15 protein-coding genes are annotated in these 18,909 nt (G+C 57.6%); 10 read left to right on the forward strand and 5 right to left on the reverse strand.

The genetic code is table 11. The features are described 5' to 3' along the window. The first annotated feature begins 47 nt into the window (after positions 1-47). Entirely contained in the window at positions 48-1,238 is a 1,191-nt protein-coding gene (locus P8935_RS05515) for an NAD(P)/FAD-dependent oxidoreductase (protein WP_348263988.1), read from the forward strand. Between the two features lie 53 nt (positions 1,239-1,291). On the opposite strand, the gene P8935_RS05520 is transcribed toward P8935_RS05515, so the two are convergent. Further along, positions 1,292-2,062 carry a hypothetical protein gene (locus tag P8935_RS05520; protein ID WP_348263989.1) on the reverse strand — a complete coding sequence of 257 codons (771 nt, stop codon included), beginning with the start codon at positions 2,060-2,062 and terminating at the stop codon, positions 1,292-1,294. A 168-nt stretch (positions 2,063-2,230) separates the two neighbouring features. Beyond that, positions 2,231-2,860: a superoxide dismutase gene (locus P8935_RS05525; protein WP_348263990.1), complete on the reverse strand. Its 630-nt coding sequence runs from the start codon at positions 2,858-2,860 to the stop codon at positions 2,231-2,233. 285 nt (positions 2,861-3,145) lie between these two features. Here P8935_RS05525 and P8935_RS05530 point away from each other — a divergent pair, with 285 nt between their 5' ends. The 6 genes from P8935_RS05530 (at position 3,146) to zwf (ending at position 11,462) form a co-directional block, all read left to right on the forward strand. Next, positions 3,146-5,587, forward strand: a complete 2,442-nt coding sequence (locus P8935_RS05530; protein ID WP_348263991.1) for a glycoside hydrolase family 15 protein — start codon at positions 3,146-3,148, stop codon at positions 5,585-5,587. A 44-nt stretch (positions 5,588-5,631) separates the two neighbouring features. Then, positions 5,632-7,629: a transketolase gene (tkt, locus tag P8935_RS05535; protein ID WP_348263992.1), complete on the forward strand. Its 1,998-nt coding sequence runs from the start codon at positions 5,632-5,634 to the stop codon at positions 7,627-7,629. A gap of 84 nt (positions 7,630-7,713) precedes the next feature. Then, the gene (gene rpiB, locus P8935_RS05540; RefSeq protein ID WP_348263993.1) at positions 7,714-8,181 is read left to right on the forward strand and encodes a ribose 5-phosphate isomerase B; all 468 of its coding nucleotides are present in this window, start codon (positions 7,714-7,716) and stop codon (positions 8,179-8,181) included. Between the two features lie 48 nt (positions 8,182-8,229). Then, positions 8,230-8,841, forward strand: coding sequence for an HAD-IA family hydrolase (locus P8935_RS05545; RefSeq protein WP_348263994.1), 612 nt, complete (start codon positions 8,230-8,232; stop codon positions 8,839-8,841). A gap of 22 nt (positions 8,842-8,863) precedes the next feature. Further along, the gene (gnd, locus tag P8935_RS05550; RefSeq protein ID WP_348263995.1) at positions 8,864-9,769 is read left to right on the forward strand and encodes a phosphogluconate dehydrogenase (NAD(+)-dependent, decarboxylating); all 906 of its coding nucleotides are present in this window, start codon (positions 8,864-8,866) and stop codon (positions 9,767-9,769) included. A 133-nt stretch (positions 9,770-9,902) separates the two neighbouring features. Next, positions 9,903-11,462, forward strand: a complete 1,560-nt coding sequence (zwf, locus tag P8935_RS05555) for a glucose-6-phosphate dehydrogenase (protein WP_348263996.1) — start codon at positions 9,903-9,905, stop codon at positions 11,460-11,462. A gap of 553 nt (positions 11,463-12,015) precedes the next feature. Here the strand turns inward: zwf and P8935_RS05560 are convergent. Next, positions 12,016-13,473, reverse strand: coding sequence for a DUF4382 domain-containing protein (locus P8935_RS05560; RefSeq protein ID WP_348263997.1), 1,458 nt, complete (start codon positions 13,471-13,473; stop codon positions 12,016-12,018). Positions 13,474-13,631: 158 nt separating this feature from the next. After that, positions 13,632-14,270 (reverse strand): ribonuclease HI family protein, encoded by a 639-nt coding sequence (locus tag P8935_RS05565; RefSeq protein ID WP_348263998.1) that lies wholly within the window; start codon positions 14,268-14,270, stop codon positions 13,632-13,634. 283 nt (positions 14,271-14,553) lie between these two features. Between P8935_RS05565 and P8935_RS05570 the strand changes: the two genes are divergently transcribed. The 3 genes from P8935_RS05570 to P8935_RS05580 all read left to right on the forward strand — a co-directional run bounded on the left by P8935_RS05570 (position 14,554) and on the right by P8935_RS05580 (position 17,642). After that, on the forward strand, positions 14,554-15,168 hold the full coding sequence (locus tag P8935_RS05570) for an RNA polymerase sigma factor (RefSeq protein ID WP_348265311.1): 615 nt from the start codon (positions 14,554-14,556) through the stop codon (positions 15,166-15,168). 71 nt (positions 15,169-15,239) lie between these two features. Next, on the forward strand, positions 15,240-16,247 hold the full coding sequence (locus tag P8935_RS05575) for a HEAT repeat domain-containing protein (RefSeq protein WP_348263999.1): 1,008 nt from the start codon (positions 15,240-15,242) through the stop codon (positions 16,245-16,247). Positions 16,248-16,322: 75 nt separating this feature from the next. Continuing rightward, a complete protein-coding gene (locus P8935_RS05580) occupies positions 16,323-17,642 on the forward strand; it encodes a PDZ domain-containing protein (RefSeq protein ID WP_348264000.1) in 1,320 nt (439 codons plus the stop codon). Between the two features lie 87 nt (positions 17,643-17,729). On the opposite strand, the gene cysK is transcribed toward P8935_RS05580, so the two are convergent. After that, positions 17,730-18,788 (reverse strand): cysteine synthase A, encoded by a 1,059-nt coding sequence (cysK, locus tag P8935_RS05585; RefSeq protein ID WP_348264001.1) that lies wholly within the window; start codon positions 18,786-18,788, stop codon positions 17,730-17,732. Positions 18,789-18,909 lie beyond the last annotated feature (121 nt).

Here is an 18,909-nt window from a genome sequence, read left to right on the forward strand (position 1 = left end):
TCGCGAGCGATCTCCTCGTCCTCTGCCCGCTCGGCGACAATGAATGAGTGCCCACCGCCCCCCGCAAATTCGATGTGATTGTACTTGGTGCTGGCGCAGCCGGACTGATGTGCGCGGCCGTCGCTGGCCAACGCGGCCGTCGCATGCTGCTGCTCGAACACAACTCACAGCCGGGCCGCAAAATCCTCATCTCCGGCGGCGGCCGCTGCAACTTCACCAACATTCACTGCACTCCCGCCAACTTCATCTCCGAAAATCCTCACTTCGCAAAGTCGGCGTTGGCCCTCTACCAGCCACAACACTTTCTTGAACTGGTGGAGCGCTACGGAATCAAGTGGCACGAAAAAACGCTGGGCCAACTCTTCTGCGACCAGTCTGCACGGCAGATCGTGGACCTGCTGCTTACTGATTGCGAGCGCGGCGGTGTCGAACTTCTGCTCAACGCGCGGAACGTCGCAGTCGAATCCTCCTCGGGCGAATTTCGTATAGCCTGTTCTGCCGGAGAATTCTCAGCAACCGCTCTCGTAGTAGCCACCGGAGGCCTTTCGATTCCGAAAATGGGCGCCACCGGCCTGGCCTACCAACTTGCGCGTCAATTCGGTTTAAAGGTCACTCAAACGCGACCGGCGCTCGTCCCTCTCCTCCTTGCGGGCGTGGAAAGGAACTGGACAGAACTGGCCGGCGTTTCCACAGAAGTGTTCGCGCAAGCAAATCGCGGTCCAAGCTTCCGCGAGAAACTGCTGATCACTCATCGTGGACTTAGCGGGCCTGCTCTGCTGCAGGTGTCTTCCTACTGGCGTCCGGGCGAAACCATTCAAATTGATTTCGTACCAAATGCCGATGGCTCATCGCATCTCATTCAACCTCTTCTCCGACCTGGAGCCCGGCGCGATGACATCGCATTTCACCAGGTGTTGCGCGAATTCCTGCCACAGAGGCTGGCAGGCCATCTTGCCGAGGTGGGCGCGCCCTCGGGATGGACAAATGCGGCTCTGGAAGCGGCCGAGCGCAATCTGAGGCGCTGGGAGTTTCATCCCAACGGAACTGAGGGATTCGAGAAGGCTGAAGTGACAGCCGGCGGCGTGGATACGGCAGGCCTGAATTCGCGGACCATGGAAGCGCGCAAGGTGCCAGGTCTTTTCTTCATCGGCGAAGGTGTGGATGTGACCGGCCACCTCGGCGGCTTCAACTTCCAGTGGGCCTGGGCGTCAGCGTTTGCAGCCGGCAACGCGGTGTGAGGACTGGGGACAGTGAGCCAGGAGTTAGGAAGCAGCGATTCGGGACTGCGGAGCTATTGTGCAGTGGGATTTGTTGTCGGACCGGGTGCGGGAGGCGGTGCCAACGGCTTGGCGGGCGGCGTCAGCACAAATCCTTTGCGCACCAGCGCAAATCCCTGCTGCGGCAACTCCGCCTGAAGAAGCTGGTTCTCCGGCCCCGCGAACAGTTCCGTCGAGTTACCGCCAATCGTTGCCATCAGGTGATGTGCAACGATCGGCTTGCCATCAAGCGTGCCCTTTTCATCCGGATACGTAGCTAGCTGAACAGGTTCAATCGTGCCCGCCTGCTTCGGAATAATTGCCCACAAGTCGCGATTGTTGCTGCTCGCCGCCATCGCCAGCAGCGTCTCGAGGGCACCGGGATCAAAGTCGGGAAGAAACACCGTCAGGTTGTGAGCATCCAGCCGCGTGGTGCTGCTGCGTCCATTCGCGGAAATATTTAACAGAAACTGCGCGGCGTCCGGCTTGGCAACGACGTTAACGGCGGAGTTGTTGACAATGGCACTGAGCTGAACGTGCTTCAGCCCGTTGGAAGTCGAAAGCTCTTCGTTCTTAGAAAGCTGATAGCTCAGCCCCTGCATTTCCACGCGAACAACCGAGGAGGAATCAAATCCGCTTGGATTGGAGACAAAGGTAAAGCTCGCGGTGCCGACCGCCTTACCGTTTTGGCTCACGGCAAAGCTCCCCGACTGCGCTTTCGCCGCAAGGGTTAAACCGAGAAGAACCAAGGCAACCAGAAATCCCGCACGAGGGATCAGTGTCAGACTGCGAACACGCTTTTCCATCTCACTGTTTTATTAGACGGAAAATTGGCCGACAAGGTTAAATGGGACTTCTAGGCGCAACCAGGGAAACAGAAAGTGGCCAGCCATCAACCACTCGAGGCGGACATTTGCTGTCACAACCCAAAGCGGGACAACTGACCACTGTTCTCTGCTCACTGACAACTGGTGCTACTTCTTGCTCTTTGCCTTCTCAAACCGCTTGTTCACTTCGGCCCAGTTCACTACATTCCACCAGGCGGCGAGGTAGTCGGGGCGCTTGTTCTGGTACTTCAGGTAGTAGGCGTGCTCCCAGACGTCGTTGCCGAGGATCGGGTAGAGTCCCTGGCTCAGGGGCGAATCTTGATTGGCGGAGGTGATGACTTTCAGCTTGCCGCCCTGACTCACCAGCCAGCCCCAGCCGGAGCCAAACTGCTTAGCGGTAGTCTCATTAAAAGTCTTCTTGAAGGCGTCAAAATCGCCGAAATCCGTCTTGATCTGGTCAGCGATGGCCCCGGTGGGTGCTCCACCAATACCCGACGTGTTCGCCGGACCCATGATGGTCCAGAACATGGAGTGATTGGAGTGGCCGCCGCCATTATTGCGTACCACGTTGCGAATGTCTTCGGGAATGGCGTTCAGATCGCTGATGAGGTCATCCACCGACTTCGCAGCCAGTTCTGGATGGCTCGCCAGCGCGGCATTCACATTGGTGATGTAGGTCTGGTGATGCTTGTCGTGATGGAGTTTCATGGTCTCCGCGTCGATGAAAGGCTCGAGTGCGGCGTAGTCGTAAGGAAGCGGTGCAAGTTCATATGCCATCGGGGAATTCTCCTCATCTGGGATTGTACTGTTTCAGTGGAAGGTCATCGCACGGGCATTGTGAGCGCATCGGGGTGCGGATTGACCACAGCAAAAAACGGGTCGAATGAAATACTTCCTTCACATTCGCGGGCAGCGCCCTGTGTTTGGATGGATGCGGTAAGTCCGAGGTAGGGTTCGAACTATTCGCTTGAGAAAATGGAAACTTCGGGCCGACTCATGTCATCCCCTAAGGTGTCGGAACCGTAGAATTGAGCTTCCCTACCCGAGAACTGGTGAGAACGCATGAATAATCAGCTGTCGTATCGCTGGCTCGACCAGCAGGGTGAGGCTTTTGGCGCGCCCGGGCTTCAGCCGCGCTGGACCTCCAGCGTGAAGGACGCCATCGGAACGGCCTATTCGGCATCGAGCCGGGCCTGGTTTACCTGCTCCCATGGCATTTTGAACGAAATCTACCACCCCACCATCGATAGCGCCCAGGTCCGCGACATGGGTTTCCTCGTCACGGATGGCGAGACCTTTTCTCACGAAGAAAAGCGCGATCTGGTATCGACGTTCGAATACATTCACCCCGAAGCGCTCGGCGTTCGCTATATCAATCGCGATCCCGGTGGCCGCTACACGCTCACCAAGGAGATCATCTGCGACCCCCACCACAGCGTGGTTCTTCAGCGTGTGCGCCTGGAAGGGCACGAAGACCTGATCCCGCGGCTGAGGATTTATGCTCTGCTGGCGCCGCATCTGGATGGGGGAGGCGCGGGCAATACCGCTCGCGCACTGGATATCGCCGGGCAGAAAATGCTGCTCGCCTTCAAGAATCAGTGGTCGCTGGCCATGGGCGCCAGTTGCGGTTTCTCGCGCGTGAGCTGCGGCTTCGTGGGCAGCAGCGACGGCTGGCATGACCTGCGCGATAACTATCAGATGGACTGGGAATTTGGTTCCGCCACCAACGGAAATATCGCCATCTTCGGCGAACTGAACCTGAGGGCTGCCGGCACAGACGGTGCTCGCGAATTCACCCTGGCCTTTGGCCTTGGCGAAGGAAACCACACCGCTCTACAGAAGACAGTGAGCGCGCTGGCCACGCCGTTTGATCAACATCGCGACCGGTTTATCGCGCAATGGCACCGGTTGGCCAATCCCGAATGGCTGGCGGCCAAATCCTGCGACAACGGCAAATTGATGCGGGCCAGCCACAACGTGCTGCTGGCGCACGAAGACAAGACCTTTTCCGGGGCTTTCGTAGCCTCGGCTTCGATTCCCTGGGGTCAGGCGCACGGAGACGACGACCTCGGTGGCTACCACCTCGTGTGGACCCGCGACATGGTGCAAACGGCCACGGCGCTGTTGGCTTGTGGACGGGTTGAGACGGCGCGCCGGGCGCTGGTTTACCTGGCCTGCACGCAAAAGCCCGACGGCGGTTTCGCGCAGAATTTCTGGGTGGACGGACGACCCTACTGGTCCGGCGAACAGCTGGATGAGGTTGCCTTCCCCATTATTCTGGCGTGGCGCCTATGGAAAGCCAACGGCCTCGGCGAAATTGAAATCTTTCCCTTCATTGAGCGGGCCGCGGGGTTCCTGGTGCAGCATGCGCCCATTACCCACCAGGAGAGGTGGGAGGAGAACGCGGGTTATTCACCCTCAACTCTGGCTGCGGTCATTAGCGGCCTGATCTGCGCGGCCGATATGGCCCGGGCGCACGATTCCATTGAAACCGCAGTGTTCCTTGAAGAATTCGCCGACTGGATTGAGCGCCATCTCGAGGAGTGGACCGTCACCAACAACGGCGTTCTGCTGCCAGAGGTCAAGCGCCATTACATGCGCATCAAGCCTCCGGAGAAGGGGGAAGCGTACGCGTGCGAGGACTGCGGAACCGAGATGATCCACATCAACAACCGGCCCCCCGGCACGCAGACTGAATTTGAAGCGCGCGAAATCATCGATGCCGGTTTCCTTGAGCTTGTCCGTTACGGCGTGCGTCGCGCCGACGATCCGCTGGTGATTGATTCGCTCAGAGTGGTCGACGCCGTTCTGAAGACCGATCTCCCCCAAGGCCCCGGATGGCACCGCTACAACTGGGATGGTTACGGCCAGCGCCCAGACGGCGGTCCTTTTAAAGGGTGGGGTCAGGGCCGCGTCTGGCCGCTTTTTACCGGGGAGCGTGCTCACTATGAATTGGCCGCCGGCAACGATCCCGCGCCGCTCATCGGCACGTATGAGCGCTTTTCTACTCCCGGCCAGATGATGCCCGAGCAGGTGTGGGACGAGGCCGACAGGCAAGGCTTTGAAAAGGGCAAGCCCGCTGGTTCGGCCGTCCCGCTGGTCTGGGCACATGCGGAATATCTGAAACTTCTCCGCTCCACGGTAGACGGCAAGGTCTTCGACCGCATCGATAGTGTGTACACGCGCTATTGCGAACCAGCAGGTAGAAAGCAGCTCCGCGCAAATCTCGAGTTCTACAGCCTCCGCCGGCCGATCCAGAAGATCATTGCCGGTGACACGCTGCGCATCCTCGACGACGCACCCTTTGAGGTGGTTTGGACAACCGACCAATGGAAGACAACGCAATCGACCATGGGCCACAGTCTCGGTAGTGCGGGGTACAGCGTAGATCTTTCCACCGATCCGAACCAGGCGAGCGGTGGTCTATCATGGACTTTCCACTGGCGCCCGCAGAATCGCTGGCTCGGTTACAACGTAGAAATCAGCATCGAACCCCGGAATTAATTTCATCTTTCGCTCTTTATCGAAAGGAAATGGATCAGAGCCTTATGGCAACTCTCGCGGATCTTTCACTCGACGAACTTTCAATTGACACCTTACGGCTGCTGTCTGTGGATGAGGTAGAAAAGGCCAAAAGCGGCCACCCCGGAGCGCCGTTGGGCTGTGCTCCAATCGCCTACCTGCTGTTTCACAAAATCATGAAGCACAATCCGGCGAATTCTAAATGGGCTGACCGCGACCGGTTTGTGCTGTCCAATGGACACGCCTCCGCGCTCCTGTATGCCACGTTGTTTCTCTCCGGCTACAAAGTCACGCTCGACGATCTGCAGGCTTTTCGCCAGTGGCACTCGCGCACTCCCGGACATCCCGAATTCGGCGACACCGATGGAGTAGAAGTAACGACGGGCCCGCTCGGCCAGGGATTAGCTATGGCCGTCGGTATGGCGATCGCGGAGAGACACCTCGCCGCCGTCTACAACAGGCCCAATTACGAAATCGTGAATCATCACACCTATGTGCTGTGCGGCGATGGCGACCTCATGGAAGGCGTCTCCCACGAGGCTTGCGCGCTGGCCGGAACCCTCGGGCTCGGCAAGCTGATCCTCTTCTACGACGACAATCTGATCTCGCTCGATGGACCCACGGAGCTGAGCTACAGCGACAATGTGTTGGAGCGCTTCGAGGCCTATCACTGGCACACGCAGCGCGTAGCCGACGGCAATGACCTGAAAGCGATTGAAGCCGCCATCGAAGCGGCCAAAGCCGAGACCAGTAAGCCCTCGCTCATCGCAGTCCGCACCGTCATTGGCTACGGCAGCCCGAAAGCCGGCACCAACAAAGTCCACGGCGAAGCTCTTGGACCGGAAGACACCGCGGCAACCAAAAAATTCTACGGATTCCCTGAAGACAAGAGCTTCTTCGTCCCCGATGATGCGCTGAAGAACTGGCGCAAAGCGATCGATCGCGGCTCGACCGCAGAGGCCGAGTGGCAGCATCTCTTCACTCATTACGCGGCCGATTTCCGCGATCTGGCAGTTGAATTCGACCGGACCCAGAAAGGCCTGCGCAAGAAGAACTGGGCTAAGTCGATTCCCACGTTCCCACCAGACAAGAAACAGGCCACCCGCAATGCCGGCGGAGCCATCATGAACGCGATTGCCGACAGCGTTCCTGAACTCTTCGGCGGCGCAGCCGACCTCACCTCGTCAACGAAAACCATCTTCAAACCCGGCGCAAGTTTTCATGTCGACCCCGCCGGCCGCAACGTGTTCTTCGGCGTCCGCGAGTTCGGCATGTGCGCCGCAGTGAACGGAATGGCGGTGCACGGTGGTCTCGTGCCCTTCGGCTCGACATTCTTCACCTTCTCTGACTACTGCAAGCCTGCGATTCGACTTGCCGCGCTGATGCAGATTCACTCCATCTTCGTGTTCACCCACGACTCGATCGGCCTCGGCGAAGATGGACCCACGCACCAGCCAATCGAACACCTGATGATGCTGCGTGCGGTGCCTGGTCTGACAGACTTCCGTCCGGCGGATGCCAATGAGACGGCAGCCTGCTGGCGGCTCGCGCTCGATCGCACCACGCCGAGCTTCTTCGCGCTGACCCGCCAGGACCTGCCGGTTATCGATACAACCAAGCACGACGTCTACGCTGGCACAAGCAAGGGCGCGTACATTCTCGAAGATGCCGCAAATGCGCAAGTCGTTTTGATCGCTACGGGCTCCGAAGTCTCTACCGCGCTCGATGCCGCCAAGGCACTCTCGGGCGAGGGAATTGCTGCGCGCGTAGTGAGTATGCCAAGCTGGCGCATCTTCGATGAGCAATCAGCCGAATACAAGGCGAGCGTGCTGCCCCGGAACGTGCCGAAGCTCGCGGTAGAAGCGGGCGCGACACTGGGCTGGTGGAAATACGTAGGACTCGACGGCGACGTCATTGGCATCGATCGCTTCGGCGCTTCAGCTCCGGGCCCCAAAGTCATGGCCGAGTATGGATTCACACCAGAAAACGTGGCGACCCGCGCCAAAGCGCTGTTGAACAAATGAGAGCTGCGGAGTCAGCCCAGCCGGTAAGCTCTCTTGACGCCTGGCTAACTCCGCTAACTCTGCACTAAGTAGAAAGGATTGCAAGTGAAGTTAGTTATCGCATCCGATCACGCAGGATTCGACCTTAAAGAGGAAGTCCGCGCTTATCTCACCAAGAGTGAACACGAGATCCTCGATCTCGGTGCTTTCAAGTGCGAACCTCAAGATGATTATCCCGACTTCGCAGAGCGCGTTGGCGAGGCGATCAAGGCCGGCGATGCACCACGCGGCATTCTCATCTGTGGTTCAGGAGTGGGCGTAAGCGTTGCGGCTAACAAAATTCCGGGTATTCGCGCCGGCATGTGCCACGACACCTACTCGGCGCACCAGGGCGTGGAACACGACGACATGAACGTGCTGGTGCTGGGTGCGCGCATTGTGGGTACGTCATTAGCTTACGAACTTGTGGATGCATTCCTCCGGGCCCGGTTCATCTCCAATGAAGAGCGTTTCACGCGTCGGTTCAAGAAAGTTTTAGCAATCGAAGCAAAGTATCAGCGCAGTCCCGGCTAATAGTTGCACTGACCACTGTTCACTGACCAATGATTTAACGAGACGCCGATGTTCCCCTTCGACGTAATCCTTTTCGATATTGGCGGAGTCCTGCTGACCAACGGCTGGGACCATCGCGAACGCGCGGCAATTGTCGATCAGTTTCATCTCGACCTTGCTGTATTAGAAGCGCACCATGCCAAGGCCTTCGAAGCATGGGAGCGCGGCGAGATCTCGCTCGATGAATATTTGAATGCTGTGGTGTTTTACCAACCACGCCCTTTTTCACGTGAAGAGTTCTTTGCCGCTATGTGCGCGCAGTCGAAGACTCTACCCGATGGAGCCATCGGAATCCTCGCAGGACTAGCGGCATCAGATAGGTGCATGATTGGCGCGCTGAACAATGAAGCACGAGAAACGAATGAATTTCGCCTCGCGAACTTCAGCCTGCGTCGCTACCTGAAGTTCGCGTTTACTTCATGCTATATGGGTATCCGCAAGCCAGATCCGACCATCTACCGTCATGCGTTAGGAATTCTAGGCAAGCCTGCGGATCGTACTTTGTTCATTGACGATCGCCTTGAGAATGTTGCGGCCGCGGCTGCCATCGGCATGAAGGCGATACGCTTTACCGGAGCGGATGCGCTGCACAGCGATCTGCAGGCGCTTGAAGTTCTTTAAAAGTGATTCGAAGGAGAACACTATGCAACTGGGTTTGATCGGTTTGGGCAAGATGGGCGGCAATATGGCCGAGCGGCTGCGCCTTGGTGGACATCAGGTCGTTGGCTTCGACTTTAGCGCGGACGCCGTGCAGAAACTTACAGCTTCCGGAAACGTAGGCGTCAACTCACTCGAGGACATGGCAAAGAATCTCCAGGGCCGCAAGGCTATCTGGATCATGGTGCCGCAGGGCAAGCCGGTTGACGACACTATCGCTAAGTTAGAGCCGCTTCTCAATAAGGGAGACATACTCATCGACGGCGGTAACTCCAACTACAAGGATTCACAGCGCCACTACAAGGAAGTTACCGCGAAGGGATTCCAGTTTGTCGATGTGGGCACCTCCGGCGGCGTGTGGGGTTTGAAAGAGGGCTATAGCATGATGGTCGGCGGCGACAAGGAAGCTGTCGATTATCTCCGTCCGATCCTTGAAACGCTGGCGCCGGAGAAAGACAAGGGCTGGGGACACGTGGGCCCCGCGGGTGCGGGCCACTTCGTCAAGATGGTACACAACGGCATCGAATACGGCTTGATGCAGGCCTATGCCGAAGGCTTCACCATCATGGAGAAGAAGGAAGAGCTGAATCTGGACCTCGCTCAGATCTCGCAGATCTGGCGCTTCGGTAGCGTCGTGCGCAGCTGGCTGCTTGACTTGACCGCCGACGCACTCAGCAAAAATCCCACACTCGATGGGCTCGAGGCCTACGTGGCGGATTCCGGCGAAGGCCGCTGGACCGTCTTTGAGGCAATCGATCTCAACGTCTCCGCACCAGTAATAACTGAATCATTGATTCGCCGGATTCGTTCACGCGAAGAAAATAACTTTACCGACCGAATGTTAGCGATTATGCGCAACGCATTCGGCGGACATGCAGTAAAAAAAGACTAAAAGCAGTGAACCTTGGACAGTGAGGAGCGCGTTGCCGGATTGTCCAATTTCACTGACCACTGACCACTGACCACTGACCACTGACCACTGACCACTGACCACTGACCACTCGACTGACGACGGAGGTCGCGTTATGGCATCAGCAACTGTACAGATGAAGGTTCGCCCCGAGGACCTCAATCAGGTCCCCAAGTCCGGCGAGCGCATTCCCAATCCCGGCATCCTGGTGATCTTCGGCGCCTCGGGCGATTTGACCAAGCGCAAGCTCGTGCCCGCGCTCTTTCACCTTGAGCAGGATGGGTTGTTGCCAAAGAATTTTGCCATCGTTGGCGTGGCCCGCCGTCCGCTTGGCGACGAGTTTGCCGCCGACATGCGCGAGGGCCTCATCGATTTCGGAGACGTGGACAAGTCCGATCCAAAGATCGACGAGTTTGTGAAAAAGATCAGTTACTACGCGCTCAGCTTCGACGACGCATCGCACTACGCGGGATTGAAGCAGGAACTCGACAAGATCGCGCAGGAGAAGAACATCGGTCCTGACCGCCTTTTCTATCTGGCTACCGCGCCGGAGTATTTTGCGCCCATCATTGAGAACCTCGGTGCGCAGGGCATGGCGCAGCCCGAGCAGGGCCGCATAGGCGTGGTGATCGAAAAGCCCTTCGGTCACGATCTCGACTCAGCGCGCGAACTCAATCACCAGGTCAATGCTGTCTTTCACGAGAATCAGGTCTTCCGCATCGATCACTACCTTGGCAAAGAGACCGTGCAAAATATTTTGGTCTTCCGTTTCGGCAACGGTATCTTCGAGCCCATCTGGAATCGCAACTACATCGACCACGTGCAGATCACCGCTGCTGAAACGCTGGGAGTCGAGGGCCGCGGTCCGTTTTACGAAAAAGCAGGAGCGCTTCGCGACGTAGTGCAGAACCACGTGATGGAACTGCTGAGTTTTGTGACGATGGAGCCGCCATCAAGCTTTGAAGCCGAAGCCGTGCGCCGCGAGAAGGTGAAAGTGTGGCGCGCCATTCCCAGCATTCCCATCAAGGATGCAGTGCGCGGTCAATATGGTCCGGGCGTCGTCGACGGCAAAAAGGTGGTCGGCTATCGCGACGAAGATCGCGTGAATCCTGAGTCGGGCACCGAAACGTATGCTGCAGTGAAACTCGGAATCGAAAACTGGCGCTGGGCCGGAGTGCCCTTCTATCTTCGCGCCGGCAAGCGCATGAAGAAGCGCGCCACTGAAATCAGCATTCAGTTCAAGCAGCCGCCGCTGCTCATCTTCAATCGCATGCAGGCCAGCGGTCCCTGCAACGATATTCAGCCGAACTTGCTCACCATCCGCATCCAGCCGAACGAAGGCATCGCCCTCCGGTTTGGTGCCAAGGTTCCCAATACTCCGAATATGTCGGTGTGCCCGGTGAACATGGATTTCGATTACGCCGCAGCATTCGGCACATCGACAGCCAACGGATACGAGCGCTTGCTGCTCGACGCCATGCTCGGCGACCAGACGCTCTTCGCACACCGCGATGGAGTGGAAGTGACATGGTCGCTCTATACGCCGATTCTCGAAGCGTGGGCAGCCAAGAACCCTGAAGTATTCCCTAACTATTTCGCGGGTACGTGGGGACCGGACTGCTCAGACCGCCTGCTGGAGCGCGAAGGCCACGTGTGGCGCAACAACATCGGCTGAGACTCAGCCCCTGGGCGCGGTCGCTGCTCCTCTGCTGATCGCGCTCGGTTGCATCCCAAAAGATTAGTGATCCTGAGCGCAGTGCAGTCGAAGCACCCGCTTCTCCGCTCCCCCACGGCTGTCAAGTGCGCCATAGTACTTGGTGCTCCAATCGCCACATTCCAAATCCCACAACTTCACAGTTCTTGCAAAACTGTGGCCCTGCGATGAGTTCGCGCTCTGCCACCTTTGTGGTACACGCCACAACTCCCGCCTCCGAAGCGGTTCTATTGCAGTAAGAGTCCAAAGGATTAGATCACCTTTATGAATTCACTCAGGAACAAGTCGACAATTCCTCTTGATCATGCCGTGCTTTGCCTTGACTGCAATTGCGTGAGCGACGCTAATCGAGAGTGTCCTGCGTGTTCATCGCGGGCGCTGATGAACCTGAGTGTCATCCTCAATCGCCCCGCCGAGGTCACTGGCTATGCAGCGCTGGCCAACGCTGCATAACTTAAGACAAATAAAAATGGCCGGAGTTCTCACAACTCCGGCCATGTCTATTTTGTGGCGGTTATTGGCAACCGGTGAATTGCAGATTAGTTGTCACAGCAACGTTCGCGAAGGGCCCGGAACCCGTCAGCGCAATCGGCGGATTTGAATTCACGTCATTGGCGGTGCAAGTGCTGGTCGTGATCCCATCCACAGCGTAGCTGGCCAGCGGTGAAGGCTGCGACAACATTGCCCCGCCGGAAGACCATGCGCCAATGTACGCACTGCCCGAAGGAACCGGCAGAGAGTAGTTGATGCAGTCAGTGCCGCTGGGGCACGCAACCGGTGGCGTTCCCACTGGACCCGCGACTGTGGTTACCACCTGCGAAACGCCATAGAACGGCGAGGCCGCTGGTTGCTGCGGAATCGTATAGACAACGGAGTTCACCGTCTCAAGCGCTGTCAGAGTTGCGTCGATGGAGATCGGCGCGGCGGGGCTGGCATTGCTAGCCGAGGTCACCAACCCATTAAGATTTGCAAACGAACTTGCTGCAGGCAGCGTCGGCGCATTCAACTTGATGTTGCCGGTGGTGTCGCCCACTGCAACCCCGGTGACGATTGACGGTGCATAGAGCGCGCCATCTGAACTGCGCACGCCTGAAACGACGACATCGTAGTTGCCTGAAGCCAGCGGACAAAAGACAAATGTTCCATCAGCATTGGCAATGGTGGATTGCACCACGCGATCCACGCCGCTTAGATCCTTCTGTTCAACCGCCACCCACGTTGTCCCTGCAACCGGCTTTCCAGTTGATCCGTCGAGAACCGTGCCGTTGATCGAAGCGGAAACGGTGCTGACTTCTCCCGCATGCAGTACCGGCTTCAAGCGGTACTGGCCGTTACCCTGCTGCACGATCGATTGACAAGTAAGAAAGTCGATATCGAGATCTGTCGTCTTTCCAGCCGCAACCGTCAGGCCGCCTCCCGCCATCTGCCCTGGAGGAATCTTGATCCCAGTCTGATCCTCACTCGAAAGGCTCAGCGTATGGAAGGTCGAGTCCTTCGAAGTCTGCACGCAGTTGGCGGATCCATTGCCGCAAGCGTTACTGCTGATGCTGGCGCTGTCGCTGGCGAGAATGATTCGAATCTGCTGATAAGTGCCCGCCTGAATCTGCTGTGCATCGCCAAGAGACGCCAGGAAGCATTGGTTGTTCGCGAGGCCGAGAAGGTCAACCTGCTTTGGCGCCTTCGCGAGGTTAGGCGTCAGGTCGACCCAGCCGCTGTCGTTTGCGCCAGCTGAAGCACTGTTGTGGATCTTGACGTCCGTGATCGTCACGTAGACATGCGAGAACGGTCCATTCGGAGTAGCGCAGGTCGCCGGGTCGCTGATCATGGTTGTGACGCTCGCCATGCCGGATCCTGAGAGATTGCCGGTCATGCTGCTGCACGCTGAAACAAACAGCGCCACGATACATAAACAGCAAAGAACTAGAAACGACTGGACAAGCGGGCGCAACGAAACGGCTTTACGGTGTTCCATCGTTGATTTCCTCCAGAGGGGTGCTTCCATCAGCACAAGGCAACCAGGCAGGCCCAGGGATATGGAATCCTTTCGGGCGCAAAAAGAAACAATGAAGCCGGGATACTTGAGTAATTTAAACAGCTTAGATGAAGGGTTTGGCTCGCTTCGGCAGCCTTCTACTTCGGGATTACGTTGACGAAAGTACCATCGGGCAGGTCACCTTCGAGCAGATGCACCACACCACCTTTGACGTATCCCTCGAGTGCCTGCTTGGGCGCGCTCGTTGAAGACAATCTCTTGCCCGGAGCTGGCCCGTCGGGGATCCGCCTGTCGGTAGTCGCTCCAGCAGCAACCGGCTGCCGCCCCATGCCCTTGTCCATGGCGTCGTTGGCCAGTTGATCGGCTTCCTTATTTCCGCCTCGCAAGGTATGGCGCATCTCAAACCGCTCCAACTTGCCCGCGAGCTGCTTGGCCTCCTCCCACAAGGGACGCAGCCCCGGGCTGGCGACCTTGTACTGCCCCTTCATCTGCTTCACCATCAGTTCGGAGTCAGATACCACCCGCATCCACCGGGCGCCATTCTGCTGTGCCCACGCTAGAACGGCAAGAAGTCCTTTGTATTCTGCGTAGTTGTTCGTCTGCCGACCCAGAAACTCGCTTAACCTGGCTACGATTTTTCCGCTCGGATCCTCAACGACAGCGCCATATCCCGATGGCCCGGGATTGCCCCTGGATCCCCCATCGCAGTGGGCCGTATACCAGCCTCCGGGCTCACCCCGCCCTGCTTCTATTCCCTGAAAAAGAGATTCATGCATGTTCCCCCAGTGTAAATCCACCTCAGCCACCCTCCTCTGCCGATGCAGCCCTACGATGTGGATCAAGAGTGGTGGTTACCTTCGTCGCTTTAGTCTCAAATACTGCTCACAAACAGGCTTGGAGGGAGTCTACAAATATGCGATTAAGTCTGCCCCCGGAGTAAAAATCTCGATGGCATCGGACGCAGTAAGTTACTCTTCATCGCCGAGCGTTCTTTCCGGCGCTGCTGCCTGGCCTGTCAAAAGGACGATACAATCGTCCGCAGGCATGGCCTCCCGCGCAATGGACGGACCGGATCGCGCTGCTGAGCGCGCGCAGGCGCGTGCTCCCGAAATGGAACTAATTCGCGAGGCGCAGGCCGGTTCACGGGCAGCTTTTGACGCGCTTGTTCGCCAGTACGAGCAGCAGGTGCTTCGACTGGCTTTGCACCTTACCGGCTCTGAGCACGACGCAGAAGATATCTACCAGGAAGCTTTCCTCAAGGCCTTCCGGTACATCGGCAACTTCCGGTTTGAGTGCTCCTTCTACACCTGGATCTATCGGATCGTCACCAATCTCTGCCTCGATCAACTTCGCCGCCGCAAGACACGCCGCGAAGATCAGGCGGTGGTCTTGGATCACTCCGGCGACGAGATCGACATTCTTTCGTCCGTCTCTGACAATCGGTCGTTTTCCAATCCTGCAAAAGAACTGGACCGCAAGGTTCTGGGCGAGCGGATTCAAGCCGCACTCAGCAAGCTCACTCCGCGTGAGCGCATGGTTTTTGAACTGAAGCATTATCAGGGTCTCCGTCTGCGCACCATCGGAGAGATGTTGAACACCACGGAAGAAACCGCCAAAAATACGCTCTTCAGGGCGACTAAAAAGTTGAGAACTCAACTGGCGGGAATACGGTAGCCCTTCGGGGCGGCGAATCTCTTGGATGAGTTTCGCGGTAGCACTTACTGAGGCTGGAAGGACGTAACGAGATGAATTGCGAACTTGCACATGAACGTATTGTGCTGGCGGCTTACCGAGAGTTGTCGGACGAGCAGGCACATGAACTCGATCGGCACCTCGCAGCTTGCCCGGAGTGCAGCCAGGAGCAGCAACAACTCCAGGCGCTGAAGACACTTGCGACGGCCTATCCCGTCGTCGAGCCCGATCCCAATTTGGTTGCGCGCTCCCGGATACGTCTCGAGGAAGCGTTGGATGCATTGCCTCCGAAGCGCTGGTACGAACGGATCGGACAGCGCATCGTCAACAACTTTTCCAACCTCCAGGCAGCCCCGGTTGCAGCCCTTCTACTCTTGATTGTTGGCGCAGGCGCCGGCACTCTGGGCGGTTACGAATATGCCCAGGCTCGCGCGGCACACGCAGCAGGGCGCAAGCCTTCAATGATTGCGGCAAATGCCGTGCCCAACTCCGACTCCGCGCAGGCCACGACAGTTGCTCCCACCGCTTCGGCGGAGGTGTCCAACATTTCCAGCATCGTTCGCCAGCCGAACAGTGAAATCGTAGATGTGACCTATAACCAGGTTGTACCGCAGCACATCGAGGGTTCCCTGGACGATCCGGCCATCCGCCAGTTGTTGATGCTGGCTTCGGAGAATGCGTCATCGCAGGGCGTTCGCGACGACTCCGTGGGATTGCTGGCGGCGGAATGTCGCGCCGGACATGCCTGCCAGGGTGAAGGCATCCGCGACGCACTCATGGTGGCACTCCGCTACGACAAAAGTGAGACGGTTCGCGAGAAGGCTCTCGAAGGCCTCCAACCCTACGTTGCTGAGGACATGCGCGTTCGCGATGCCGTGCTGGAAGCGCTCCTGAACGACAGCGATCCGCGGATTCGCTCCGCCGCTATCAGTGAGCTTGAGCCCGTGTCGGCCGACACCAGTGTAAGAAGGGTCTTGTCGACGATCGCAAATTCAGACCATAATCCCCATATCCGGACCGTTTCCCGTCAGGCACTCAATCGGGCCCCGGTTTTTCAATAACCAACCCTTACTTTCAGGGAATCGCACCGTCCATACAGAGTGCGGACCTGGCTGAAGGAACACGAGGAAAGTAACATGAAACGCTTCATGAGGCCTTACATCCAAGTCGCCCTGCTGGGAGCCGCAATCACAATCGCGCCCGCGACAGCGCGTTCGCAGGCGATGCGCATCACGCAGATCGCTGAAGAACCCAATCCTCTCCTGTTGCACTCCAGCTCCCAGGGCTACCTTGGTGTACTGGTGGGCGACGTAGACAACGACTCCGCAGCCAAACTCAAACTGAAGGATGTGCGTGGCGCCGTAGTCACGCTCATCGATCACGATGCGCCGGCAGCGCAAGTCGGCTTGCGTGTCAACGACGTTCTTCTTGAAGTCAACGGGCAAGCCGTTGAGAGTGCGGAAGCCTTCGGGCGTATGATGCGCGAGATTCCTCCAGGTCGCAAAGTCACGATGGTGATTAGCCGCGACGGCGCGAATCAGACGCTGACCGTTCAACTCGCCGACCGCAAGAAGCTCGATACCGACGTCTGGAACAAGCTCAACAGCGGCAGTGACATCAGTACACCCGTTCAAGGCTTGGCGATCCTCGGTAACGGGGCCGGTGGCGATGCTCCACTGCCGGGTGGATTCCACATCCCCTTCGTCGGCAACAGCACCCTCAAAGTCGGCGCCATGGTAGAGCCCCTCACAGCGCAGATGGCGGATTATCTTGGGGTGCCAAATGGGCTGATGGTGAAGCAGGTCGTGCGCAAGAGCGAAGCTGCCGCAGCCGGGATGAAAGCCTTCGACGTAATCCTCAAGGTTGGCCCTGATAGCATTGCCACGGTTTCCGATTGGGAACGCTCCATGCGCGCTAACCAGGGGAAGGCCGTTCAGGTCACGATTCTGCGTGAAAGAAAACAGCAGACCTTGAACCTGCAGGTCGACTCGAAAAAGAAAAGCGAACTGGACTTCGACGAGATTTTCCCGGACAGCGATTGCCCCTTAATGGCATTTGCAGATCCTGACGTGGCGGGCGATCTTGTGCGGCATTTTTCCATTGATGCTTCTGCTGCGCAATCCATGCGGGAACAGGCCGAAGCATTGCAAGATCAACTTGGCGATCTGAAAGATCGCTCAGGCGTTTTTGCATTCGAGTTCAGTCCTCAGCAGGCTGAGGAATTTCGCAAGCAGGCTGAGCAGTTCCGCGATAACCTCAAAGGCCAGAATTTCGGTATCGATCAGAATCAACTGGACCAGATGCACCAGCAGATGGAGCAGTTCAATAACGACTTGTTTGGTAAGGATCAATTCAAGATCGATCCTAAGCAGATGGACGAACTGAAGAGGCAGATGCAGGAGTTCCAACGCCAGATGGAAGATCTGAAGTCTTTGGAATTCGGCCACATGGTATAGCAGTTTTCAATCTTGAAAAAAATGGCGCCGCCGGATGTTGCCGGTCGGCGCCATTTAGTTTTTGCGCAACTATATGGTTGCGCTATGTTAAGTTTGCTGCGGTGGTTGCAAGATGCACGCGGGCGTGGAGCGCGCAATTTCCCACTCTTCTTCAGTCATATCGACTGAGACATCCGCGAACAACGGCGTGCTGAGATAGCGCTCGCCAGTATCCGGCAGCATGCATAAAATTGTTGAACCCTTGGGCGCCGCGTTCGCAATTTGTAGCGCACCCGCGAACGTCCCGCCCGAAGTGATGCCAACAAAGACGCCTTCCTTCTTGGCCAGTTCCTTGCTGCACTTCATGGCATCAGCATTAGATATGCGGAGCACCTGGCTGATCGCCTTCGAAGCCATGGCATCGCCTGCAAGCTTGGCTATGAAGTCCGGGCTCCATCCCTGCATCGGATGCGGCTTCCAACTCGGATGGCCAGACTTTGCGGATCCATCCGCATTGCGCTCCTGTTCGACTCCACTCGACAGCATCGGCGCATCGTCCGGCTCGCAGACAACAATCTTCGTGTCGGGGCGCTCTTTAGCCAGTACGCGCGCAACCCCCTTCAAAGTCCCGCCAGTGCCGAACCCGGTGACCCAATAATCCAGGCGTTCGCCAGCGAAGTCTTTCAGGATCTCCTGCGCGGTGGTGCGCGAGTGCATGTCGGCGTTGGCTTCGTTTTCAAATTGTCGCGTATAGTACCAGCCATGCTTCTCCGCCAACTCGACGGTCTTGTTCACCATGCCGACGGCGCGCGCAGAGGCCGGCGTGAGAATCACTTTCGCGCCGAGGAACCGCATCAGCTTGCGGCGCTCAATGCTGAAGGTCTCCGCCATGGTGACCACCAGCGGATAGCCCTTGGCCGCGCACACCATCGCCAGGCCAATACCGGTGTTGCCGCTGGTTGCTTCGACTACCGTTTGTCCCGGCTTCAGCTTGCCGCTGCGTTCCGCCTCTTCAATCACGCCCAGCGCAAGGCGGTCCTTGACCGAGCCCAGCGGATTGAAGGCTTCGACCTTTACATACAAGTTGACGTCGGGAGGCGCCAATCGATTGATCTTTACGACCGGCGTGTTGCCGACCGTCTCCGTAATATTTGCGTACTTGCTCACGTGCTGACCTCCGAATGTTGGCAATTGTACAAGGCATAATTCCACGCGTCTTCAACGAATGTTAGGAAAGCGTTCTCAAAAAAAATCAAGTGCCATGTACTCTGGCGCTTGTGTACACTCA

The sequence above is a fragment of the Telmatobacter sp. DSM 110680 genome, assembly GCF_039994875.1.
In the GTDB taxonomy this organism is placed as follows: Bacteria; Acidobacteriota; Terriglobia; order Terriglobales; family Acidobacteriaceae; genus Telmatobacter.